General features: G+C 65.5%; 17 protein-coding genes. 8 read left to right on the forward strand and 9 right to left on the reverse strand.

What is annotated here, in order from left to right; genetic code table 11:
• Positions 1–6: 6 nt before the first annotated feature.
• A complete protein-coding gene (locus tag QFZ57_RS07065; protein WP_306899065.1) occupies positions 7–687 on the reverse strand; it encodes a septum formation family protein in 681 nt (226 codons plus the stop codon).
• A gap of 273 nt (positions 688–960) precedes the next feature.
• Between QFZ57_RS07065 and QFZ57_RS07070 the strand changes: the two genes are divergently transcribed.
• Both QFZ57_RS07070 and QFZ57_RS07075 read left to right on the forward strand, forming a co-directional pair.
• Entirely contained in the window at positions 961–1,194 is a 234-nt protein-coding gene (locus QFZ57_RS07070) for a DUF3073 domain-containing protein (protein ID WP_306632452.1), read from the forward strand.
• Positions 1,195–1,311: 117 nt separating this feature from the next.
• On the forward strand, positions 1,312–2,100 hold the full coding sequence (locus QFZ57_RS07075) for a VOC family protein (RefSeq protein WP_306629745.1): 789 nt from the start codon (positions 1,312–1,314) through the stop codon (positions 2,098–2,100).
• Positions 2,101–2,148: 48 nt separating this feature from the next.
• Here the strand turns inward: QFZ57_RS07075 and purM are convergent, their stop codons facing one another.
• From purM to QFZ57_RS07090, 3 genes are read right to left on the reverse strand one after another with little or no spacing between them, the layout of a single operon-like run.
• Entirely contained in the window at positions 2,149–3,294 is a 1,146-nt protein-coding gene (gene purM / locus QFZ57_RS07080; RefSeq protein ID WP_306899069.1) for a phosphoribosylformylglycinamidine cyclo-ligase, read from the reverse strand.
• On the reverse strand, positions 3,291–4,961 hold the full coding sequence (gene purF, locus QFZ57_RS07085) for an amidophosphoribosyltransferase (RefSeq protein ID WP_306629746.1): 1,671 nt from the start codon (positions 4,959–4,961) through the stop codon (positions 3,291–3,293). Before purF ends, purM begins: the two co-directional genes overlap by 4 nt.
• Before the next feature lie 57 nt (positions 4,962–5,018).
• Positions 5,019–5,333, reverse strand: coding sequence for a hypothetical protein (locus QFZ57_RS07090; protein ID WP_306629747.1), 315 nt, complete (start codon positions 5,331–5,333; stop codon positions 5,019–5,021).
• A gap of 314 nt (positions 5,334–5,647) precedes the next feature.
• Between QFZ57_RS07090 and QFZ57_RS07095 the strand changes: the two genes are divergently transcribed.
• The 6 genes from QFZ57_RS07095 (at position 5,648) to fdhA (ending at position 14,251) form a co-directional block, all read left to right on the forward strand.
• On the forward strand, positions 5,648–6,754 hold the full coding sequence (locus QFZ57_RS07095) for an S-(hydroxymethyl)mycothiol dehydrogenase (RefSeq protein ID WP_306899072.1): 1,107 nt from the start codon (positions 5,648–5,650) through the stop codon (positions 6,752–6,754).
• Entirely contained in the window at positions 6,751–7,371 is a 621-nt protein-coding gene (locus QFZ57_RS07100) for an MBL fold metallo-hydrolase (protein ID WP_306629750.1), read from the forward strand. The genes QFZ57_RS07095 and QFZ57_RS07100 overlap by 4 nt, the downstream gene beginning before the upstream one ends.
• Before the next feature lie 118 nt (positions 7,372–7,489).
• Positions 7,490–9,844: an FdhF/YdeP family oxidoreductase gene (locus QFZ57_RS07105; RefSeq protein WP_306899075.1), complete on the forward strand. Its 2,355-nt coding sequence runs from the start codon at positions 7,490–7,492 to the stop codon at positions 9,842–9,844.
• Between the two features lie 355 nt (positions 9,845–10,199).
• A complete protein-coding gene (locus QFZ57_RS07110) occupies positions 10,200–11,504 on the forward strand; it encodes an aromatic ring-hydroxylating oxygenase subunit alpha (protein ID WP_306629752.1) in 1,305 nt (434 codons plus the stop codon).
• Positions 11,501–12,907 carry a ferredoxin reductase gene (locus QFZ57_RS07115; RefSeq protein ID WP_306899078.1) on the forward strand — a complete coding sequence of 469 codons (1,407 nt, stop codon included), beginning with the start codon at positions 11,501–11,503 and terminating at the stop codon, positions 12,905–12,907. Before QFZ57_RS07110 ends, QFZ57_RS07115 begins: the two co-directional genes overlap by 4 nt.
• A 129-nt stretch (positions 12,908–13,036) precedes the next feature.
• Positions 13,037–14,251, forward strand: a complete 1,215-nt coding sequence (fdhA, locus tag QFZ57_RS07120) for a formaldehyde dehydrogenase, glutathione-independent (protein ID WP_306629754.1) — start codon at positions 13,037–13,039, stop codon at positions 14,249–14,251.
• 243 nt (positions 14,252–14,494) lie between these two features.
• Here the strand turns inward: fdhA and QFZ57_RS07125 are convergent, their stop codons facing one another.
• From QFZ57_RS07125 to QFZ57_RS07145, 5 genes are all read right to left on the reverse strand, one after another.
• Complete coding sequence (locus tag QFZ57_RS07125) at positions 14,495–17,002, reverse strand: GcvT family protein (protein WP_306899080.1); 2,508 nt, start codon at positions 17,000–17,002, stop codon at positions 14,495–14,497.
• A gap of 253 nt (positions 17,003–17,255) precedes the next feature.
• On the reverse strand, positions 17,256–18,668 hold the full coding sequence (locus QFZ57_RS07130) for an MFS transporter (RefSeq protein WP_306899082.1): 1,413 nt from the start codon (positions 18,666–18,668) through the stop codon (positions 17,256–17,258).
• A 573-nt stretch (positions 18,669–19,241) separates the two neighbouring features.
• Positions 19,242–20,147, reverse strand: a complete 906-nt coding sequence (locus tag QFZ57_RS07135; RefSeq protein ID WP_306899084.1) for a bifunctional 5,10-methylenetetrahydrofolate dehydrogenase/5,10-methenyltetrahydrofolate cyclohydrolase — start codon at positions 20,145–20,147, stop codon at positions 19,242–19,244.
• A complete protein-coding gene (locus tag QFZ57_RS07140; protein ID WP_306899086.1) occupies positions 20,144–20,770 on the reverse strand; it encodes a cyclodeaminase/cyclohydrolase family protein in 627 nt (208 codons plus the stop codon). The genes QFZ57_RS07135 and QFZ57_RS07140 overlap by 4 nt, the downstream gene beginning before the upstream one ends.
• A gap of 4 nt (positions 20,771–20,774) precedes the next feature.
• Complete coding sequence (locus QFZ57_RS07145) at positions 20,775–23,267, reverse strand: GcvT family protein (RefSeq protein ID WP_306899087.1); 2,493 nt, start codon at positions 23,265–23,267, stop codon at positions 20,775–20,777.
• Positions 23,268–23,306: the final 39 nt, after the last annotated feature.

A 23,306-nucleotide genomic window follows, 5' to 3' on the forward strand; every position in this document is an offset into this window, starting at 1 on the left:
TGACTGTCAGGGCAGCACGCTTGCGGTAATGACATTGCCGGCGTCGGCCGTGACGTAGCAATCCACCCTGCGGTCACCGGATTCCCAACTGGTGCTGCTGGGGAAACTCCGCTGGTAATTGAGCTGGAACTGCTTTGCTGCCGGACCCAGTTTCGCCGCCTGGCAGGCCTCCAGCGCCTTGGCCTTGAGCGGCTCCACTCCCGGGTAGCCAGTGCTGTCCGCGTACCGGAAGGTAGCCACAAGCTGCGCCGAATGGCCCGTGTCGCACGGCACCACCGTGGTCGTCAGTGCCTGGGGATCAAAATCCTTGAAGCAGTCACCAATCGCGTATGCGGCGGGTGCAACCCCTTCCCGGGGGAGGGGCTGGGGCGTGGCCGGCGGGGTAACGGCGGTCTGCAGCACGCCCGCAGCGTCACCCTTCGCCGCATCGTTGCCCGGGGCGGAGTTCAGCCACACGGCAAGCCATACCAGTGAGCCCGCAACGGCCAGGATGACGACGACGAGGAACGCCTTCCAGAAGGCCGGTCTCCTGTTGACGCGCTTTTCCGGGGCGGGATCCTGGCGCGGCTGGGACCAGGTGACGGATTCCGGAGCGGGGGCTGGACCCGCCGCCCGGTTTTGGATCTTCGGCAGGCTTCCGGTTCGCGGCGGCGAGGCGGGTTTGGGCGGGATGTCCTGGTGGTTCACGGGTGCGCATCCTCCTGGGTTTTTGGTTCCGCGGCTCGCCAAAGATCAGACAAAATCGGCAGTTCCTAAGTGACTCTACCGAAGAAAAATGCCGGAATCCTGCGGCAGGAGGTGCGTCATGGTACCCCACCCGCCCGTCCGGGCCCGGAGGCGGCGAGCGGGGCCAGCCGAAAGCATGTAATCTAGGTGTACGACAAATTGACCAAACATTCCGGGGCCTCACCGATCGCCAAGGTGACCACCTCCGGTCCAAGTACAAAAGGGGGTCACGCCATGGGGCGCGGCCGTCAAAAGGCAAAAGCTACCAAGCAGGCTCGGGACATCAAGTACTACTCCCCGAACACTGACTACTCGGCACTTCAGCGTGAGCTGACGGGTCCAGGCAGTCGTTCAACGAGCCGTTACTCGAATGAGCCGGTTGAACCGGACTATTCGGCTTATGTGGATAAGTACGCGGATGATTTGGATGACGATGACGACGAGGTAAACAACCGTCGCATCGGCTAGTCGTGATACCCGGACAGGGTGACCGCCTACAGCACGCAGCCCGCTGCCATACCGGATTCCCGGTGCGGCAACGGGCTTTCCGTGTTGTTTGCAGCGTGGCGTTGGTAACCTGACCGCATGACTGTTCGGAACACATACGCCAGCGGCGAGCCCTGCTGGGCTGATCTCCAGACCCCTGATGTCGCCGCCGCCAAGGACTTCTATGGACGGCTCTTCGGCTGGACCTACCAGGACTTTCCCACCCCGGACGGTCGCAGCTACGCGCAGGCCTCTGTCCGCGGGCAGTTGGTGGCCACCATCGCACCGCAAAACCACTTGCAGCTGAAGGCCGGCACCGCCGCGAAGTGGAACGTCTATTTTGCGGCCGTTAACGCCGCGGACCTGCTCCAGGAAGCCGGCCACGCCGGGGGTACGGCCCAGTTCGGGCCGGAGAAAGTGGGGGACACCGGGGTGCTGGGTTTCATTGCCCCTCCGGGCGGAGGAACCACCGGGATCTGGGAAGCGGGAACCCACTACGGAAGCGGGCTCTTCGACGAGCCGGGCGCGCTGGCCTGGGCGGAACTCTTCACGCCCCAGCCGCAGGCCGCCGTCGGCTTCTTCCAGCAGCTTTTCGGCCATGAGGTCACCGAGTACCCCCAGGACGACGGCGGCAGCTACAGCACGCTGCTCATTGACGGCAGTGAGGTGGCCGGCGTCGTTCCAGCCGGCCAAGGCGAGGAAGCGGACTGGGAGATCTACTTTGGCGTGGCAGATGTTGCCCTGGCGGCGGCGGCCGCCCAGGCAGCAGGCGGGGAAGTTCTGGTGGAGCCCGATGAGCACCAGGCTGACGGCTCCCTGGCCACCATCAAGGACCCGCAGGGCGGAGTGCTCAACCTCATCCAGGTGCAGGGGGATTCGGGCACTTAAAGGACACCGAGCGCCCCCCACAGCGGTGGGGAGCACTCGATGGAGGCTTTAGGCGTAGGCGTTGACCAGGCGGACCGCGCCGCCGTCCACGCCCTTGGCGCCCTGGACGTAGTCCGGGCCGGACTTCACGATTGAGTCCGAGTTCTCCTCGACGGTGCCCATGATCCAGGACGGCAGGCCGCGGTCGTTGAGGCGGGACACGGCCGCGTCGGCGGCTTCGGGGGAGACGATGGCCACCATGCCCACGCCCAGGTTAAGCGTGCGCTCGAGGTCCGCCAGTGGAACATTGCCCAGCTCCGAGACCAGCTTGAAGATGGCGGGCAGTTCCCACGTGGCACGGTCCACCGTGGCCACGAGGCCCTGGGGGAGAACGCGGGCCAGGTTGGCGGCCAGGCCGCCTCCGGTCACGTGGCTGAAGCCGTGGACGGCCGCCCCGGCGCTGACCGGAAAGGTGCGCGCCAGGTCAAGGCAGTCGGCGGCGTAGACGCGCGTGGGTTCCAGGAGTTCCTCGCCCAGGGTGCGGCCCAGTTCGGACACCTGGCGGTCAAGGGCCCAGCCGGCGTGGTTGATGACACGGCGGACCAGGGAATAGCCGTTGGAGTGCAGGCCGGAGGAGGCCATGCCGATCACCACGTCGCCGGCGCGGACGCGGTCCGGACCCAGGAGTGCATCGGCCTCGACAACACCGGTGGCTGCGCCGGCGACGTCGTATTCGTGCTCGCCCAGCAGGCCCGGGTGCTCCGCGGTTTCGCCGCCCACCAGGGCGGTGCCGGCCACCGAGCAGGCGGCCGCGATGCCGCGAACAATGTCCGCGATGCGCTCCGGGACCACCTTGCCGCAGGCGATGTAGTCGGTCATGTAGAGCGGCTCGGCGCCCACCACCACGATGTCATCCACCACCATGCCCACCAGGTCGAACCCGATGGTGTCGTGGATGTCCATGGCCTGCGCGATGGCAACCTTGGTGCCCACGCCGTCCGTGGATGTGGCCAGCAGCGGCTTCTTGAAGGTCAGCAGCTTTGAGACGTCGTAGAGGCCGGCGAAGCCGCCCACCCCGCCGATCACCGAGGAGTTGTGGGTTGCCTTGACGGCATCCTTCATGAGCTCGACGGCGCGGTCCCCGGCTTCAACGTCCACGCCTGCGGAGGCGTAGGTGATGCCGGAGTTCTCTGCGGCGGTGTTAGCGGAAGTCATACGGACTCTTTCTTGTCGGCGCTGGTGGCGGCGGGTACGTCGGGCACAAGGTCGGCTTCGGTCAGCAGGTTCTCGAATTCGGAGTCCGGGCCCGGATCGCAGCCGGTGGCACCGGCCTTCTCCGCGGGATCCTCGGTGGCGTCAATGGCCAGGGCGGCGGTTTGGCCGGGAAGCGCGGAGGGGGAAGGCTTCAGGCCGCCCAGGTCCGTGCGCTCCAGCAGGTTCTTGCCCAGCTTGTCCGCGTCCGGGAGCTTGATCGGGTACTTGCCGGTGAAGCAGGCGGTGCAGAGACGCTCGCGCGGCTGCCGGGTGGCTCCGATCATGCCGTCCTCGGAGATGTAGGCCAGCGAGTCTGCGCCGATGGCCTGGGAGATTTCCTCGATGGTGGCGCCGTTGGCGATCAGTTCGGCGCGGGAGGCGAAATCGATGCCGTAGAAGCAGGGCCACTGCACCGGCGGAGAGGAAATCTTCACGTGGACGGTTGCGGCGCCGGCCTCCCGGAGCATCCGCACAATGGCGCGCTGGGTGTTGCCGCGGACGATCGAGTCATCCACCACTACAACACGCTTCCCGCGGATCACGGACTCCAAGGCGTTGAGCTTGAGCCGGATGCCCAGCTGGCGCAAGGTCTGGGAGGGCTGGATGAAGGTGCGGCCCACGTAGGAGTTCTTGACGAAGCCGTGTGCGAAGGGAATGCCGGATTCCTCGGCATAGCCGACGGCCGCGGGGGTGCCGGATTCGGGCACGGGGATGACGATGTCCGCCTGTTGCGTGTTCTCCCGGGCCAGCTGGCGGCCCATCTCCACGCGGGACTCATAGACGGAGCGCCCGGCGATAGCGGCGTCCGGGCGGGCGAGGTAAACGTATTCGAAAACGCAACCGGCCGGCGTCGGCTCCGCGAACTTCTTGGACCGCACGCCGTCCTCGTCGATGGCAATGAACTCGCCCGGCTCGATCTCCCGGATGAAGCTGGCGCCCACGGTGGCCAGGGCGGACTGTTCGGAAGCGACAACCCAGCCGCGCTCCAGCCGGCCCAGGACCAGCGGGCGGATGCCGAAGGTGTCACGTGCGGCGTAGAGCGTGCCTTCATCCATGAAGACGAAGCAGAAGCCGCCCTTGATCTTGGGCAGGAGTTCGGTGGCGGTTTCTTCGAGTGTCTTGCCCGGCTCGCCCTCCAGCAGGGCGGTGACCAGGGCGGTGTCCGAGGTGTTGCCCTGCTTCATTTCGCCGGTGAGCTGGCCGCCGTTGCGCTCGGTGATCATGGCGTTGAGCTCGGCGGTGTTGGTCAGGTTGCCGTTGTGCGCCAGGGCAACCGTGCCGGTGGCGGTGGCACCCAGGGTGGGCTGCGCGTTGGCCCAGTGGCTGGCGCCGGTGGTGGAGTAGCGGCAGTGGCCGACGGCCAGGTGCCCGGTCAGGGTGTTCAGGGTGGTCTCGTCGAAGACCTGGGACACGAGGCCCATGTCCTTGTAGACGTTGATCCGCTTGCCGTCGCTGGTGGCTATGCCAGCGGACTCCTGACCGCGGTGCTGCAGTGCGTACAGCCCGTAATAGGTAAGTTTTGCTACTTCTTCGCCTGGGGCCCAGACGCCGAAGACGCCACAGGCGTCCTGCGGGCCTTTTTCGCCGGGGAGAAGATCATGGGAAAGTTTTCCATCGCCGCGTGCCACTGGTCGATTATCTCACGATATGGGGTATGACTTTTCCGGCCGCCGGTTTGTGACCTGCTAGGCCTGGGGATCCGTATCCGGTTCCGAATCCGAAACGGACTCCACCACGGCCCTCTCCTGCCGCTTCACGCTGCGGCGGTCCAGGATCAGCGCAAGCACGGCACCCAGGATGGCGCCGGCGGCGGCGAACATCACCAGGAAGAATCCGAAGACCGCGCCCGGGTCGAACGTGGTGTCGCCAGGTACCGCATAGGCCACCACCGCCGCGGCAACAACACCCACCAGTGCGCCCAGGATCAGGAAGGGGACGTACTTCGGTGCGCGGCGGACGGTAACTTCGCGCCGCTCGGCAGGGTGTTCTTCGAAAGCCATGCCATCCAGCCTACTGCCGGAGTTAAGGTGCAAATAACGGAAGGTGGAAGGGTGCCGCCTGTCCTCGACCGACGTTCCTGTGGGCGCAGGGGAAGCTGCTGGCAGGCTTCCCGCAAACTGATATATCTATTGACACGGGATGTGCCCACTGTCATATTTCATAGGAGCGCTGCGTGCATCCCGTTGCGTATTGCGCAATCAGTTTTGGCCCTCACAGCAGAAGGGGGCGCCTCCAGGAACGTCAGGTCAGCTAGATTGGCAACTGGTGCCGACCACCGGATTCTGCACGGATCCAGGAAAGGAACACGAGAACAATGGTCCATAAAGTCCAAGCAGTTGTTGTCAAGGAAAAGAACGCTCCGGTGTCGCTGGAGACCATCCTGGTTCCGGACCCGGGCCCGGGGGAGGCGCTGGTGGACATCATCACCTGCGGCGTCTGCCACACGGACCTGCACTACAAGCAGGGCGGCATCGGCGACGACTTCCCCTATTTGCTGGGTCATGAGGCCACGGGCGTGGTCAGCGCGGTGGGCCCTGGCGTGACGCAGGTAGCCCCGGGCGACCGGGTCATCCTGAACTGGCGGGCCGTCTGCGGCGAGTGCCGGGCATGTGCCAAGGGCCAGCCCCAGTACTGCTTCAACACCCACAACGCCACCCAGAAGATGACCCTGGAAGACGGCACTGAGCTTTCGCCCGCCCTGGGCATTGGGGCCTTCGCCGAAAAAACTCTTGTTGCCGCCGGCCAGTGCACCAAGGTTGATCCCGAGGCTGACGCCGCGGCCGTCGGCCTGCTGGGCTGCGGCGTGATGGCCGGCATTGGCGCCGCCATCAACACCGGCGAGGTCAAGCGCGGCGAGTCCGTGGCGGTCATCGGCTGCGGCGGCGTGGGCATTGCGGCGATCGCCGGGGCAAAGCTGGCGGGTGCGACGACGATCATCGCTGTAGACATCGACGACAACAAGATCGAAATGGCCAAGTCCCTGGGTGCCACCCACGGCGTGAACTCCAAGCAGGAGGACGCCGTTGAAGCCATCCGTGCCCTCACCGGAGGCCACGGAGCGGACGTGGTGATTGACGCCGTCGGCCGTCCTGAGACCTATAAGCAGGCCTTCTATGCCCGCGACCTCGCCGGCCGGGTGGTCCTGGTGGGCGTGCCGACGCCGGAGATGACGCTGGAACTGCCGCTGCTGGATGTCTTTGGCCGCGGCGGCTCGCTGAAGTCCTCCTGGTACGGCGACTGCCTGCCCTCCCGCGACTTCCCCATGCTGGTGCAGCACTACCGGCAGGGCAACCTTGACCTGGACGCCTTCGTTTCCGAGCGCATCTCCATTGACCAGATCGAGGAGGCCTTTGGGAAGATGCACGAGGGCAAGGTCCTGCGGTCCGTCGTCGAGGTCCAGCCGACGGGGGCGTCCGCATGAGCGTCACCATCGAGAACCTGGTGACCTCGGGCACGTTTTCGCTCGACGGCGGCACCTGGGACGTGGACAACAACGTCTGGATCGTGGGCAATGACGAGGAATGCGTCATCATCGATGCGCCCCACGACGCCGCCGCGATCATCAACCAGGTCCGCAGCCGGAAGGTGAAGGCCATCCTGCTCACGCACGCGCACAACGACCACATTGGTGCCGCGCGGGAGGTTGCTGATGCCCTGGGTGCCCCGATCCTCCTGAACCAGGAGGACCTGGTCCTGTGGGAGCAGGTGTACCCGGACGCCAAACCGGACCAGTACCACGCCGATGGCGACGTTTTCGAGGTGGGTGGCGCCGCGCTGCGGGCTGTCCACACCCCCGGCCACTCGCCCGGTTCCACCTGCTTCTACCTGGAAAGCGAAGGAACCGTCTTCACGGGGGACACCCTGTTCAACGGCGGCCCGGGTGCCACCGGGCGGTCCTACAGTGACTACCCCACCATCCTGAAGTCCATCCGCGAACGGCTGCTGACGCTCCCGGCCGAAACCGTGGTCCGCACCGGCCACGGCGACAGCACCACCATTGCGGCGGAGCAGGAAACCCTGGCAAAGGTTCAGCAGTAGCCAGCGGGAAGTTTATGAAGTGCCAGTGAAATGAAGTGCCAGTAGAAGGCGCGCCGGGCAGGCCTGGCGCGCCTTTGCCGGCCATCGAACAGCGTAAGCCGGCAAGGAAGTTGGAACAATGAAGTTCGGGAAGCAGCCCGCCCCGGTCGCGGACATCAACGAGGACAAGCTCGAGGTCCACAAACCCAAGACAGAGGCCGCCGGGGTCAAAGCCGTCATGGTGGCCCTGGAACGTGCCGTGGCCCAGGCGGGCGTGGCCCGTACGACACAGTCGCTGTTGCGGCTGAACCAGCGCGGCGGCTTCGACTGCCCGGGCTGTGCGTGGCCGGAATCGGACAAGAAGCGCAAGACAGCGGAGTTCTGCGAGAACGGCGCCAAGGCGGTGGCTGAGGAAAACACCGTGCGGACCGTGGGGGCGGAGTTCTGGGCGAAGCACTCCATCGCGGAGCTGTCGGAGAAGACCGAGTACTGGCTGGGCAACCAGGGCCGGCTCAGCGAACCGGTGGTCATCAGGGAGGGCGAGACGCATTACTCGCCGATTTCCTGGGCCGATGCCTTCGACCTCATTGGCGGACACATCCGCGCCACCACCCCTGACCGCTGCGTCTTTTACACCTCCGGCCGCACCGCCAACGAGACAGCGTTTATGTACCAGCTGTTCGCACGGTCCCTGGGCACCAACAACCTGCCCGACTGCTCCAACATGTGCCACGAATCCTCCGGCTCGGCCCTGAACCCGACCATCGGCATCGGCAAGGGCACGGTGTCCCTTGAGGACATCCACGACGCCGAGCTGATCTTTGTGGTGGGCCAGAACCCGGGCACCAACCATCCACGCATGCTGTCCGCGCTGAAGGAGTGCAAGGACAAAGGCGGCAGGATCGTGGCCGTGAATCCGCTGCCCGAGGCCGGCCTGTTCAACTTCAAGGATCCACAGACGGTCTCCGGGGTGGTGGGCGGCGGCACCCCGCTCGCGGACGAGTACCTGCAGATCAAGGTGGGCGGTGACCTGGCCTTGTTCCAGGCGCTGGGCCACCTGCTGCTGGAAGCCGAGAAGGAGAACCCGGGCACCGTCGTCGACCATTCCTTCATTGCCGCGCAGACGGACGGGTTCGACGCCTACCGTGAAGCGCGCCGGGTGCTCGATTGGGATGAGACCGAAAAGGCCACCGGGCTGTCCCGCGCACAGATCGAGAAGGTCGCCGGCATGCTGGTGGCGTCCAAGGCTTCGATTTTCTGCTGGGCGCTGGGCGTGACGCAGCAGCCGCACTCCGTGGACACCATCAAGGAGATGGTCAACGTCCTGCTGCTGCAAGGCAACTTCGGCAAACCCGGCGCCGGCGCGTGCCCCGTCCGCGGGCACTCGAACGTCCAGGGCGACCGGACCATGGGCATCTGGGAAAAGCCGAAGGAATGGCTTCTCTCGGCACTCGATTCCGAGTTCGGCATCACCTCCCCGCGGCACCATGGGTACGACGCGGTGGAGTCCATGGAGGCGTTCGAACGCGACGAGGTGGACGTGTTCGTGTCGATGGGCGGGAACTTCTCGCTCGCCTGCTCTGACACCGAGGCCCTGGAAGCGGGGATGCAGCGGATCGGGCTGACTGTGCACATCTCCACCAAACCCAACCGCTCCCACATCGTGCACGGCCGCACGTCGCTGATCCTGCCCACCCTGGGCCGGACCGACAAGGACGACAAGCACCCGAAGGGTGCGCAGTTCCTGTCCGTGGAGGACTCCATGTCCGTGGTGCACTCCACCCAGGGCCGCCTGACCCCCGTGTCCGAACACCTGCTGGCCGAACCCGTGATCGTGGCCCGGATGGCGGAGGCCACCTTCGGGCCGGACCACCCCGTGGACTGGAAGGCCATGGCCGGGGACTACGACATCATCCGCGACCACATTGCCCGCGTCCTGCCCGGGTTCGAGGACTTCAACACCCGGGTGCGAACCAAGAACGGATTCGTGCTGCCCAACCCGCCGCGGGACACGCGCTCCTTCGCCACGGACATCGGCCGGGGCCGGTTCACGGTCAGCCCGCTGGAGTACCTGACCCCGCCGCCCGGGCACCTGGTGCTGCAGACCATCCGCAGCCACGACCAGTACAACACCACGTTCTACGGCCTGGACGACCGCTACCGCGGCATTTCCGGCGGCCGCCGCGTGATCCTGGTTCACCCTGAAGACCTCGCCGAATCCGGCTTCCAGGACCGGGAACTGGTGGACGTGGTCAGCACCTTCCAGGGCGTGGACCGCAGGGCAGATAAGTTCCGGCTCGTTGCCTACCCCACCGCCAAGGGCTGCGCAGCGGCGTACTTCCCTGAGGCCAACGCCCTGGTCCACAAGGAAAACGTGGCCCGCGTGTCCAATACGCCCGGCTTCAAGGCCATGTTCGTCCGCTTCACGCCACACGTGGCAGAGGTAGCGGCAGCCCAGGCCTCAGCTGGGGAGCTGGCAGGGACGCCGGCTTAGCCGCGCGATTACATTCCACAACAACAGACCCGCGACGGCGGCACACCGGTAGCCCGTGTGCCGCCGTTCTGATGCTGCGGGGTGGCGGTTGTTGTGGGGTGGGACGCCGCTGATCCTGAGCTTTTTTGTCATATCCGAAATTGATTGACAGCCCGGCGTGGCAGGAGTCACACTGTTGCATATGGTGATCGGTGTTGCGTTAGGTGCTTCCAGTTTCCTTCTGGAGTCATCGCTTCTGTTGCTGATGGACCTCCCCACATTCATGCACAGAACGTCTTGGACACCCCCTGTTGCCCCACCTGCTCCCTAATCACCGCAAATCACTCATTCCCCAGCCCTTTCGGGAGGAAACACAATGACTACCTCAGTGAACGCGCCGCTCAGCGCACGCGGAAAGCTCGCCTCAGCAATGCCTGCCGAGCAGCTGGCTGAAATTACCGAGCTGTTCGCCTTGCGGCGCACTGGCTACTCCCTCGATGCCCCCTTCTACACCGACCCGACAATCTTCAAGCTCGACATGGAGGCCATCTTCGGCCAGCACTGGATCTTTGCCGGCAGCGTTGCCGAGCTGCCGGAGCCGGGCGACTACATCACGGTGGACTACGGCCCCTACTCCTTGATCGTGCTGCGCACCGACGAGGGTGACGTCAACGTCCTGCACAACGTCTGCCGCCACCGCGGTGCACGTGTCCTGACCGAAGCTGCCGGTTCCACCGGAAACCTGGTCTGCGGCTACCACTCCTGGACCTATTCCCCCGAGGGCAACCTGATCCACGCCTCCGCCCCCGGCGAAGCCAAGTTCGACAAGAACTGCTTTGCCCTCAAGCGCGCCCACAGCCGCGAGGTTGCCGGGCTCATCTTTGTCTGCATCGCAGACGTTCCGCCCGCAGACTTCGACGAGACCGCCAAGATCTTCGAGCCCTACCTCGCACCCCACGACCTGTCCAAGACGAAGATTGCCTACCAGCAGAACATCATCGAAGAGGGCAACTGGAAGCTCGTCATGGAGAACAACCGTGAGTGCTACCACTGTGACGGGCACCCGGAACTCGCCTGCTCGCTCTTCCCCACCTGGGGCCTGACCGAGGGACTGATCCCGGCCCACCTCGAAGAGGTCTGGGACCGCAACAAGGAAGCCCAGTCTTCCCTCGAGGAGCGGTGCCGCCGCTACGGCCTGCCCTACGAGGTGGTTGAGGAACTCGATACCCGTATTGCCGGTATCCGTATTTCACGCGAATCCCTGGACGGCGAAGGCGAATCGTTCTCGGCCGACGGCCGCAGGCTCTCCAAGAAGCTGCTCGGCGACCTGCGGGACTTCCGCCTGGGCCGCTGCTCGATGCACCTGCAGCCCAACAGCTGGTTCCATTTCCTGGGCGACCACGTCATCACCTTTGGCGTCTTCCCCATCAACGAGCACCAGTCCCTGGTCCGCACCACCTGGCTGGTGGCCGACGACGCCGAGGAAGGCGTTGACTACGACCTAGAGAAGCTCACCTACACCTGGAAGCAGACCAACCTGCAGGACAAGGCGTTCGTGGAACTGTGCCAGCAGGGCGCTGCCAGCCCCGCCTACGAGCCCGGCCCGTACATGAAGAGCGAATACCAGGTAGAGGCCTTCATCAACTGGTACGTCCAGCGCGTGCAGGAGCACTTGGCATGATTGACGTCCTCACTGAGACGCCCGTCCAGGAACCACAGCGCATCCGCGGTCTTGAGATGCCGTGGAACCGGGTGATGGGCAGCATCGAAGGACCTGCCAGCGCAGCCAAGGCCCTGGGCCCGTGGCATCCGCAGGAGTTCGTGGCCGAATGCGTCGAGACCGTTCCCGAAGCGGGCGGCATGATGACGTTCGTGTTCCGCCGCTGCGACGGCGCGCCCCTGGCGTTCCGCCCGGGCCAGTACGTGAACATCGCCTTCCCCGTGAACGGCGACGACCAGGAACCGGTGGACCGCAGCTACTCGCTGTCCAGTTCGCCCACGCAACCGTGGACCTTCAGCGTCACCGTCAAGCGCGACCCCGGCGGACTGGTTTCCCCGTGGGTGCACCAGAACGTCAGGCCCGGCACCGTCCTGGACATGCTGGGACCGGTGGGGGCATTCCACCTGCCTGACGCCGACCGGCGCGCCCGGTACCTCTTCCTGGCTGCCGGCGCCGGCATCACCCCCATCATGTCGATGATGCGGACCATCCACTCCCTGGCGGGAACCGCCGATGTGGTGGTGCTTTACCACGGCGCGGAAGCCGGCGGCTTTGCCTTCCACCGGGAGTTGGCCTATATCGCTTCCGTGGACTCGCGGATCAAGGTCTTTTACGCCCTGGGCGACCGCGGCAGGCCCGAGGACTGGGAAGGCTTCAGCGGACGGCTGACCTCAGCCATGATCGATGAGGTGGCACCCGACGCCAATGGCCGGCAGGTCTACGCCTGCGGCCCTGAGGGTTACCTGAACAGTGCCACTGAGCTGCTCAGGAAAGTGGGCGTCGACGACACTTCAATCTACATGGAGTTCTTCTCCGGCGACCGGCAGACCCTCCTCGAATACCAGGCCGAGCTCGCCCTGGCGGCGGACATCGCAGGGGAGATCGCCGAGGACATTGCCGAGTCCGCCGAGGACTACTTTGAAAGCCAGCCTGCGGCGTTCGGGATGTACGAGCCCGGCTACGACGAGGATGGAACCCTGCAGGCCACGGGACTCGCGCTGGAAGCAGTCGGCCCGGAAGCCCCTGCTGCCGCCGCCACTCCGGCTCCGGCCCCGGAGGCGCAGGCCCCCGACGCCTCAAGCTTCGACACCGTGGGAACCGGGAGCCTCACTCTGTCCTTCATGCGCACCGGGATCAATGTGCGGATCGACCCGGAGGAGCCCATCCTTGGGGTGGCGCAGCGTGCGGGTGTCCGGATCGGCGCCAACTGCAAGGAGGGCATGTGCGGCTCCTGCAAGGTGGTCAGGCTGTCCGGGGAGATCGACATGAACCACCAGGGTGGAATCCGGAAACGGGAGATTGATGCCGGCAAGTTCCTTCCCTGCTGTTCCACGGCGCGTACCGACATGGTGATCGACGCCTAGCCACCCGTTCAAGCGGGGGGTGCACCCCATGATTCACGGCAAGTGAAAAGTAAGACCACACGGAAGGCCTGAGGCACCTAGCGCCAGGCCTTCCGTAGCAACCGAACGCCAACCATAGGAGCCATGCCCATGTCAGGTAACAAAGCCGTTGCGTACAAGGAGCCCGGAGTCGTCGAGGTCATCGACACCCCCTATCCCTCGTTTGAACTGAAAGCCGGCCCCGGCGTCAATCCCGCTAATGTCGGCCGGAAGGTCCCGCACGGCGTCATCCTGCGCACCGTGAGCACCAACATCTGCGGGTCCGACCAGCACATGGTCCGCGGCCGGACCACCGCCCCTGCCGGCCTCGTCCTGGGGCACGAGATCACCGGCGAAGTCATCGAGACCGGGCCCGACGTCGAGTTCATCAAGGTCGGGGACATCGTCTCGGTCCCCTTCAACATCTCCTGCGGGCGCTGCCGGAATTGCAAAGAGCGCAAGACCGGGATCTGCCTGAACGTGAACCCGGACCGTCCGGGCTCTGCCTACGGCTATGTCGACATGGGCGGCTGGGTCGGTGGCCAGGCGGAGTACGTCCTGGTTCCGTACGCCGACTGGAACCTGCTGCGCTTCCCCGACCGGGACCAGGCACTGGAGAAGATCATGGACCTGACCATGCTCTCCGACATCCTGCCCACCGGTTTCCACGGTGCCGTGACGGCCGGCGTCGGCGTCGGGTCCACCGTGTACGTTGCCGGAGCCGGTCCCGTGGGCCTTGCCGCGGCCGCCAGCGCCCAGCTGCTGGGAGCCGCGGTGGTTATCGTGGGCGACCTGAACGAGGACCGCCTGGCACGGGCCCGGTCCTTTGGCTGTGAAACCGTCAATGTGGCCAACGGCGACCCCGCCGACCAGATCGAGCAGATCCTCGGCGTCCGGGAAGTCGACTCCGGCATCGATGCCGTCGGTTTCGAGGCCCGCGGACACGGCAACGGCGCCCAGGAAGCACCGGCCACGGTGCTTAACTCGCTGATGGACCTCACCACTGCGGGCGGCTCCGTGGGCATTCCCGGCCTCTACGTCACGGGCGACCCGGGAGCTGCGGACGAGGCCGCCAGGAAGGGAAGCCTGTCCCTGTCACTGGGGACCGGCTGGGCCAAGTCCCTGTCCTTCACCACGGGCCAGTGCCCGGTGATGAAGTACAACCGTCAGCTGATGATGGCGATTTTGCATGACAGGATCCAGATCGCCAAGGCGGTCAACGCTACGGCCATTTCGCTGGACGATGCCCCGCGCGGGTACGCGGAGTTCGACGCCGGAGCTGCCACGAAGTATGTCCTGGACCCGAACGGCTACCTCAACAACTGATGCCTGGTTCCCGTTTGTGAAGAACGGGAAGGACCAATGGCGGCAGCCCGCTCAGTGCGGGGTGCCGCCATTGTCATGCCCGGGCCCGTAGGGCGGCTCGGAATGGGGGTGCCACACTCGCAGCCACGTGCCATCCCGTGGCACGGGGGGTGAAACAGTTCGCGCTCCGCGGGCGGGCAACAAAAAGGTGGTTGGGCCTGCCGGTCTCAAGCAGGCCCAACCACCTGGCGTGGTTGGGGCAGATCAGCCGCGGAGGCGCTCCATGCCCGGGTCCACCAGCGGCTCAGTAGAAACGGTGGCCGCCACGCGCCGCCCGAAGTACTCGATCTCCACGGCGTCCCCTTCGGACACTGACGAGGGCAGCCAGGCGTAGGCGATGGGCTTGCGGACGGTGTAGCCGTAGGCCGCGCTGGTGACGTACCCAACGGCTTCCCCGGCCACGAACACCGGTTCCTTGCCCAGCACCACTGACGTGCCGTCGTCGACCGTCAGGCAGCGCAGCGTCTTGGCGGCCGGCTGATCCTTGAGTCCGGCAAGTGCCTCGGCGCCGACGAACCCGGTCTTGTCCTTGGCCACGGAGAAGCCCAGGCCGGCCTGGTACGGGTGGTGCTCGGACGTCATGTCAGTGCCCCACAGCCGGTAGCCCTTCTCCAGGCGCATGCTGTTGAAGGCGCCGCGTCCTGAAGCGATGATGCCGTGCTCCTGGCCCGCCTCGAACAGCAGGTCCCACAGCTTCAGCCCGTACTCGGCGGTGGTGTAGAGCTCCCAGCCGAGTTCGCCTACGTAGGAGAGCCGCATCGCCGTCACGGGGATGCCGCCCACCGAGATCTCCTTGGTGCGGAAGTACTTCAGGCCGTCATTGGTCAGATCGTCGTCGCTGACCTTGCCGATGACCTTGCGGGCCAGAGGGCCCCACAGGCCGATGCAGCAGGTGCTGCCGGTGATATCGGTGACATGCGCCCACTGGGCGGGATCGGCCACTGACTGCCGGCGGGCCTCCACACGGAGGTAATCGAAGTCGACGTTGCTGTTCACACCCAGCTGGAACTCTTCCTCCGCCAGCCTGGCCACGGTCACGTCGCTGCGGATGCCGCCGTCGTCCGCCAGCAGCAGGCAGTACGTCACCGCACCTGGCTTCTTGGTGATGTTGCCCGTGCTGAGCCGGTGCAGCAGTGCCTGTGCACCGGGGCCGGTGACGGAGAGCCGCTTCAGCGGTGTCATGTCGAAAAGTCCGACGGCGGTGCGCGTCTTCCACGCCTCGGCGGCGGAAATGGGGGAGTGGAACATGGCGGACCACTCGTCGCGCTCGGGGGCCTGCCATTCTTCCGGCAGTTCGGCCAGGAGTCCGCGGTTGGCCTCGAACCAGTGCGGGCGCTCCCAGGCGGCGGACTCAAGGAAGAAGGCGCCAAGCTCCTTCTGGCGGACGTTGAACGGGCTGACGCGCAGGTCGCGCGGCGATTCGCGGGGCTGCAGCGGGTGCATGACATCGTAGATCTCCACGAAGTTCTGCTGTGAGGTCTCGCTGACGTACGCGTCGGAGGTCTGCACCTTCTCGAAACGGGTCAGCTCGCAGCCGTGCAGGTCGGTCTGCGGCTGGCCGTCGATGATCAGCTCTGCCATGGCCTTGGCAACGCCGGCCGAGTGCGTGACCCAGACGGCCTCAGCCACGAAGAAGCCCTCGAGGTCCGGTACCTCGCCCATGAGCGGGCCGCCGTCCGGGGTGAAGGAGAAGATGCCGTTGAAACCGTCCTGGATTTCAGTGCCGCGCAGTGCCGGCAGCAGGCCCTGGCTGTCCTTCCACGCGGGAACAAAGTCTTCGAGGGTGAAATCCAGGCGGGAGGGCATCCGGTGATCGGACATGTCCTCAGCAGAGACCTTCGGCAGTGCGGACATGTCCACGGGCATAGGGCGGTGGGCGTAGCTGCCGATGCCGATGCGGTCGCCCCATTCGCGGTAGTACAGGTCCTTGTCCTGGTAGCGCAGGATGGGCTTGCTGGCGCCGTTTGGCAGCTCGTTGACGTTCTCGAGTTCGGTAAGGGGTGTGGTGACGGCGTACTGGTGGGCCAGCGGCAGCAGAGGCACCTCCAGGCCCACCATCCGGCCGAGTTCACGGCCCCAGAACCCTGCGCAGGACACCACGATGTCGGCAGGGAGCAGGCCCGAGGAGGTCTCGACGCCGGTGACTTTGCCGCCCTCCTGGGCAATGCCGGTGACGGTAGTGGAGCCGCGGTAGGTGACGCCGCGTTCGCGCGTGCGCTCGATCAGCAGCTGCACGGCCCGGGCCGCCAGGGCGAGTCCGTCGGTGGGGATGAGCAGGCCGCCCAGGACCTCGCGGCCGCCGGTGAGCTTGCCGGTGTTCAGCAGTGGGTAAATCTTTTCGCATTCGTCGGCGTCGACGATCCTGCTTTCGACACCCCAGGACGTCATTACGCCCATCTTGCGCTTGAGGTCGGCCAGGCGCTCGGGAGTGGTTGCCAGCTCCAGGCCACCCACTTGGTTGAAGCAGGACTGGCCGTCCTTGCTTAGGGCGAGCAGCTTGTTGACAGTGTAGGTTGCGAATTCCGTCATGGTCCTGGACGGGTTGTTCTGGAACACGAGGCCCGGGGCATGCGACGTGGAGCCGCCTGCGAGCTCCAGTGGGCCCTGCTCGACGACGGTGATGCCGTTCCAGCCGCGGCTTGCCAGCTCGTCGGCGAGGTTGGTGCCGACGATGCCGGCTCCGATGATGACGACGCGGGGTGATGCGCTCATAATTCTTGATTCTCCTGGTTGGTACTGGGCTCCGCCTGACCGGGTGATGGAATTTGCTTCGCTATGAGCAACGCGCATCACTATATGCAACAGAGTGTCGTAGCTCACAGATGATGTCAAGGGTTTCCTGCTTTGTTGCAAAGGCTGGCAGCGCTGTGACCACAGGGAGCAAAGAGGCCCCGCCGCTGTCGCGGCGAAGGCCTCTTTGTGCAGGTCCAGTTATCCGGCGGCGTGTGGCCGTGCAGTACCGGTGTCAGTGGGAGAAGTCTGCTGAGATCTCGGCGAGGGTGCGCCCCTTCGTCTCAGGCGCGAGCCATTGCGAGAGGACTGCGCCGAGTAATGCGACGGCGGCGGCTACCACCATGGTTGCGCCCATGCCGATGTTGGCGATCGCCCATGGCAGGGCGAAGGTGCCGAGTGCGGCTCCGATGCGGCTGAAGGACGCGGCGAAGCCCATGCCGACGCCGCGCAGGTGGCCGGGGAATACCTCGGCCGGATAGACCTGGGTCATCGTGGTGTAGCCGGCATTGAAGTAGGAGAAGGCGAGAAACAGGACGAGCACGAGGATCGCTGGTGCGTTCCCCCATACTCCGATGACCAGAAGGATGCCCGCGCAGAGCCACTGCCCGGGCACGGTGAGGATTCGGCGACCGAGCTTGTCAATCAGAAGTACGCTGGTGACAACGCCCGCGACCGCAAGTGCGGACAGGCCGACTCCACCGGCCCAGCCGCCGCCGAAGCCGAATTGGTTGAGCACCTCGTCGGCGAAGGTCGCGATCGCGAAGTACGGAGTGACCGCGCAGAACCAAAAACCTGCAGTGAAGATGGTGGCGCGCCAGTACTGCCTCGAGAACAGCATTCCGAAGGAGGCGTTCTTGATTTTGGTCCCACTCTCCGCGGCTTGGGCCTCCTGGATCATCCTGAGATCCATCTCTCCGGTGATGCTGTCGTGCATCTGCGGCGATTCGATATATCGGTGTGCGATCGCGAGTGCTTCCTTGTGCCGTCCCTTCGTAATGAGCCAGCTCGGCGATTCGGGGAGGCCTATGCGGGCGAGGAACAGAACGAATGCCAGTATCGTGCTCGTGCCGAGTACTAGGCGCCATGGGGTGCCGACGTCCTGCAGGAGCGTGCCGATGATGAATGCCATCATGAAACCGACGTACCAGGCGATCAGGGTCAGTCCGAGCAACCGCCCGCGGAGCTTGGGCGGGGAGAACTCTGACAGCAGTGGCCCACCGATTGAGTACTCGCCGCCGATCGCGACGCCCATCATGAATCGGATGATGGCCAGCTGGATCACGGCGCCGTCTCCAGAGGTTACGAAGAATTGGGCTCCTGAGGCGACCAGGAACAGGCCCATGTCCACGAGGAACATTGGCTTGCGTCCGAACTTGTCAGTAGCCCAGCCGGCCAGCGGGGAGCCGATGAAGATGCCAGCCAGCGGGCCTGCAGCGATCATGCCCAGCGATAGTGCGTCGAGCTTGAGATCTGACCGCATGGATCCGGTGACGGGGCCGATGATTCCGAGGATGTAACCGTCGAGGAACATCCCGCCGATGAAGACCGCGACAAGCCGCACCATGAAGCGGCGTTTGAACCTGGAGCTGGTCTCTTTTGATATGGAGGTGTCGACGGAGGCCGTCGTCCTGGTCGGATTGATCATTGAAATTCGTTCCCTTCGGGCTTCAGCGCAAACCGCTGACGGCACCAGAGCGCCGTTTCTTAGACGCACAGATTGATTTCGGCGGCGCCCCCAGGTTCCGGCACTCCGCGCTGCTTTGATCGATGGTGCTGCCACCTTTGATAGTCATAGACAGTTTCCTTTGGTGATCCAGGCTGCCGCAAGGATGCTGACAACGTTGTGCGGCCGATGCGCGAGCCAGAGCTCCACCATGGATCGGCCATCATGAATTAGTTCGTCTGTTTCCAAGGCCGCCACGGGTGGAGCCGGGTGACTGGAGGATATCCGCGCGAGCCGCGTTCCGCGATGATCAACAACGTTCGCTTTCTGCAACAAGATGGTGCGCTAGCTCACACTCGATGTCAAGAGTGTGACCCTGAAAGGCAGAGTATGTAAGCGTTTTGCTCGTGATCCGCGGCATGCTGAGGGCCCTACCGATGCGGGGTCCCGTTTTCCGAAAACGGTGCTTCGATGGGGAATACCTCCCCAGGTCTTAGGCCCACCGAAGCACCTTTTACGGAAAACGGGACACCCGTTGCTGGCGCTGTGCCTTTCCTAGCCCGCCGTTTCCAGGACCTGGGCCTCCACGGCTTCGGCCGGCAGTGGCAGGGAGGAAGATTGCCGGCGCGCGGCCTCCACGGTGTGCAGGAGCAGCAGCGCGGTGGTCACGGAGCCGACGCCGCCGGGAACAGGGGTGAGTCCCGCTGCGGTCCCCGTGACGCTGGCTTCGTCCACATCACCCACCAGCGAGCCGTCGGCAAGGACGTTCGTGCCGACGTCCACCACGACGGTCCGGGAGGAGACGTGGCTGCCCGTCAGCAGCCCGGCGCGGCCGGCGGCGACCACCACGACATCGGCGTCCTTCGTGTAGCGCTCCAGCGGGCCCGACCTGGAATGGCAAACCGTCACCGCGGCGTCTCGTGCCAGCAGGAGGAGCGACAGCGGCTTGCCCACAACGGCGGACCGGCCCACCACCACCACGCCCTTGCCCGCGACGGGAACCTGGTAGTGGTCCAGGATTTCGACGACGGAGCGGGCGGTGGCGGGAGCAAAGGCCGGCTGACCGACGGCCAAGCGTCCCAGGCTCAGCGGATTGGCGCCGTCAATGTCCTTTTCGGGGGCGATGAGGCCCACGAGGTTGTCGGTCCGGACACCCGCCGGCAGCGGGGTTTGCAGGATGATGCCGTTCACGGACGGTTCCTCGCTGAGGTCCCGCAGGACACTGGCCAGCACCGGTTCCGTTGCATCATGGCCCAGGTCGACGATTCGGCAGCCGACTCCGGCGCGCTCCGCTGCCCGCTCGATGGAACGGACGTACCAGCGCGTTGACTCATCGGCGGTCGCCATGACCACCGCCACGACCGGGCGGACGCCGTCCAGTCCAAGCGACCGGACCTGGTCCTGGACCTCCTGTTGGAACAAACCGGCCAAAGGCTTTCCGGAAAGTACTGCGGTGTTCAACCCAGGATCCTTTCCCGAACGCGGGCGGAGAGGGCATCTGCTGCCAGGACGACCTTCTCCTCGATGCCGTCCGTCTGTTGGGCAAGCAGCGCGCGTGCCTCCGGATCCTTGACCGCCACGACGTTGATGTCGATGTTGACGCGCGCCGTGGTGGCAGCTGCGCGGGCGGCGTCAGCGGCCGCGGCAACGTCGCTGATGACGTTGGCATTGGCGACGTCGAACAGTTCGCTGGCGAGGTCCACGATGCCACCCGACAGCTTGATCAGCCGGGCAGGGGTCTGCGCCGCCTGGATGAGCGCGGACTGGATCCCGGCCGCACGGGCGACCTTGAGTTCATCGGTGCCGGACGGGAGCTTGTAGGAGTCGATGACTGCCTGGAAGGCACGTTCGTCCTCGTCGGCCAGGCTCAGCGCCTCACCGACGAGGTCGTCGGCGGCCTGCGTGATGCGCTGGACCAGCGGTGCATGCTGTTCGTATTTGGCGCCGGTGGTGTAACGCGCCACCATGGCCACCAGGGCGGCACCTTGGGCGGCGTGCAGGGCCGCTGCAGCGCCACCGCCTGGCGTGGGCTGCTTCCCGGCCAGCCGGGTGAGGTAGCTGCTGACTGTCTCTGAACTGATCATGGTGCTAACCGCGGAGCCGGGTCATGGTGGGGTCGTACAGCGGGTCCTGGGTCACCGTGGCGACTACCCGGCGCCCGAAGTACTCAATCTCCACGGAATCGCCGATGGAGACCTCGGCGGGCAGGTAGGAGTAGGCGATCGGCTTTTTAACCGTGTAGCCGTAGGCAGCGCTGGTGACGTAGCCAACCGCCTGGTCCTTGTAGAACACAGGCTCCTTGCCCAGCACCAGGCTGCGGCCGTCGTCGACCGTGAGGCAGCGCAGGCGCCGCGCGGAGTTCTCCTCGGTGCGGCCTTCCAGCGCCGCCTTTCCGACGAAGTTCTCCTTGGCCATCTTCACCGCGAAGCCGAGGCCAGCCTCGAAGGGGTCGTGTTCGGTGGTCATGTCGGTGCCCCAGGAGCGGTAGCCCTTCTCCAGGCGGAGCGAGCTGAACGCGGCACGCCCGGCGGCGATGACGCCGAACGGCTGGCCGGCCTTCCAGAGCGCATCCCAGAGGCGCTGGCCGTTGTCGGCGCTGGTGTACAGTTCCCAGCCCAACTCACCGACGTAGGACAGGCGCATGGCAGTCACGGGGACGCCACCGATGACGACGTTCTTGGACCGGAAGTACTTCAGCCCGTCGTTGGAGAAGTCATCGCTGCTGACCGCGCCGACAACCTCGCGGGCCAGCGGGCCCCAGAGGCCGATGCAGCACGTGCCGCCGGTGGTGTCGCGGACCTGGACCCAGTCTTCGGCGCTGCCGCTTGCTGTCTGGTGCCGGGCTGCCCGATCAAAGTAGGCGGTGTCGATGTTGCCGTTGGCGCCGAGCTGGAAGCTCTGCTCGTCCAGGCGGGCCACGGTGATGTCGCTTCGGACGCCGCCCTGCTCGTCCAGCAGGAGCGTGTAGGTGACGGCTCCGGGCTTCTTGTTCATTTCAGCAGTGGTCAGTTCCTGCAGCAGCTTCAGGGCGCCAGGTCCGGAAACCTCGAGGCGCTTCAGGGGCGTCATGTCGTACATGGCCACGGCGGTGCGCGTCTTCCAGGCCTCGGCAGCGGCGATCGGGGAGCTGAACATGCCTGACCAGGCGTCGCGGGCCGGCGGCTGCCATTCAGCAGGCATTTCCTTGAGCAGGTCGGCGTTGGCCTCGAACCAGTAGGGCCGTTCCCAGCCGGCGCCTTCGAGGAAGTAGCCGCTGAGTTCCCTGTGCCGGGCATGGAAGGGGGACACGCGCAGGTTGCGGGGGGAGAGCTTGGGCTGGAGCGGGTGCAGGACGTCGTAAATCTCCACGAAGTTCTGCTGCGAGGTTTCGCTGACGTATTCGGGGGTCAGCTGGACGTCCTCGAAGCGGTGGATGTCGCAGTCGCCCAGGTCGATGCTGGACTTGCCGTCCACCAGGAGTTCGGCGACGGCGCGGGCGATGCCCGCCGAGTGGGTGACCCAGACGGCTTCGGCGACGAAAAAGCCATCGAGTTCCTTGGACTCTCCCACGAGGGAGCCGCCGTCGGGGGTGAAGGAGAAGATGCCGTTGAAGCCGTCCTCGATCTCGCTTTCGCGCAGGACCGGCAGGATCTGCTTGGTGGCCTCCCAGGCGGGGAGGAAGTCCTCGACGGTGAAGTCCAGCCGGGACGGCATGTTGTGCTCGCTGATCTCGTTCGGCTTGAAGCTGCCGAGTTCGTCCAGGTCCACGGGCATGGGCTTGTGGGCGTAGGAGCCAATGCCGTAGCGGTCGCCGTGCTCGCGGTAGTAGAGGTCCTGGTCCTGGTGGCGGAGGATGGGCAACCGGGCGCCGTTGGGCAGTTCGTTCTTGCCCTGCTGTGCCGGGACCGGGGTGGTCTTGACGTACTGGTGGGCCAGGGGCAGCAGCGGGACGGACATGCCGATCAGCTCGCCTACCTTTGCACCCCAGAAGCCGGCGCAGGAGACGACGATGTCTGCCGGGATCACGCCGTCGGGGGTCTGGACACCGGTGACCCGGCGGCCGGACTGTTCGATGCCCGTCACTTCGGTGTTGCCGATGTACTTTACGCCGGCGGCTTCGGTGCGCTTGATCAGGAGCTGTACGGCGCGGGCGGCCAAGGCGAGGCCGTCGCTGGGAACGTGGAGGCCGCCGAGGATGTCCTCGTCATTGATGAGGGGGTAGAGCTCCTTGCACTCAGCCGGGGTGAGGATGGAGCCCTCGATGCCCCACGCCTGGGCGTAGCCGAGTTTGCGCTTCAGATCCGCGAGGCGGGTTTCGGTGGTGGCAACCTCGAGGCCGCCGACCTGGTTGAAGCAGCTGGTTCCGTCCTCAGTCAGGGACAGCAGCTTTTCCACGGTGTACTTGGCGAACAGCGCCATGGACTTGGAGGGGTTGGTCTGGAAGACGAGCCCCGGGGCGTGCGAGGTGGATCCTCCGGGCATGTTGAGCGGTCCCTGGTCAAGGACGGTGATATTGTTCCAGCCCCGCGTGACGAGTTCATCCGCGAGGTTGGTGCCGACGATGCCGGCTCCGATAATGACAATGCGTGGCGATGATTCCAAGGGGGTCTCTCCTGCTGCTTTACGGGTTCTGTCTGCGGG

The sequence above is a fragment of the Arthrobacter sp. B1I2 genome (assembly GCF_030816485.1).
Taxonomy (GTDB): domain Bacteria; phylum Actinomycetota; class Actinomycetes; order Actinomycetales; family Micrococcaceae; genus Arthrobacter.

Excerpts from the sequence above, each read along its gene's own strand:
- QFZ57_RS07070 (WP_306632452.1), top strand. The coding sequence starts at position 961 with ATGGGGCGCGGCCGTCAAAAGGCAAAAGCTACCAAGCAGGCTCGGGAC.
- QFZ57_RS07130 (WP_306899082.1), bottom strand. The coding sequence starts at position 18,668 with ATGATCAATCCGACCAGGACGACGGCCTCCGTCGACACCTCCATATCA.
- QFZ57_RS07125 (WP_306899080.1), bottom strand. The coding sequence starts at position 17,002 with ATGAGCGCATCACCCCGCGTCGTCATCATCGGAGCCGGCATCGTCGGC.
- QFZ57_RS07110 (WP_306629752.1), top strand. The coding sequence starts at position 10,200 with ATGACTACCTCAGTGAACGCGCCGCTCAGCGCACGCGGAAAGCTCGCC.
- QFZ57_RS07100 (WP_306629750.1), top strand. The coding sequence starts at position 6,751 with ATGAGCGTCACCATCGAGAACCTGGTGACCTCGGGCACGTTTTCGCTC.
- QFZ57_RS07095 (WP_306899072.1), top strand. The coding sequence starts at position 5,648 with ATGGTCCATAAAGTCCAAGCAGTTGTTGTCAAGGAAAAGAACGCTCCG.
- QFZ57_RS07075 (WP_306629745.1), top strand. The coding sequence starts at position 1,312 with ATGACTGTTCGGAACACATACGCCAGCGGCGAGCCCTGCTGGGCTGAT.
- fdhA (WP_306629754.1), top strand. The coding sequence starts at position 13,037 with ATGTCAGGTAACAAAGCCGTTGCGTACAAGGAGCCCGGAGTCGTCGAG.
- QFZ57_RS07140 (WP_306899086.1), bottom strand. The coding sequence starts at position 20,770 with ATGATCAGTTCAGAGACAGTCAGCAGCTACCTCACCCGGCTGGCCGGG.
- purM (WP_306899069.1), bottom strand. The coding sequence starts at position 3,294 with ATGACTTCCGCTAACACCGCCGCAGAGAACTCCGGCATCACCTACGCC.
- QFZ57_RS07115 (WP_306899078.1), top strand. The coding sequence starts at position 11,501 with ATGATTGACGTCCTCACTGAGACGCCCGTCCAGGAACCACAGCGCATC.
- QFZ57_RS07090 (WP_306629747.1), bottom strand. The coding sequence starts at position 5,333 with ATGGCTTTCGAAGAACACCCTGCCGAGCGGCGCGAAGTTACCGTCCGC.
- QFZ57_RS07105 (WP_306899075.1), top strand. The coding sequence starts at position 7,490 with ATGAAGTTCGGGAAGCAGCCCGCCCCGGTCGCGGACATCAACGAGGAC.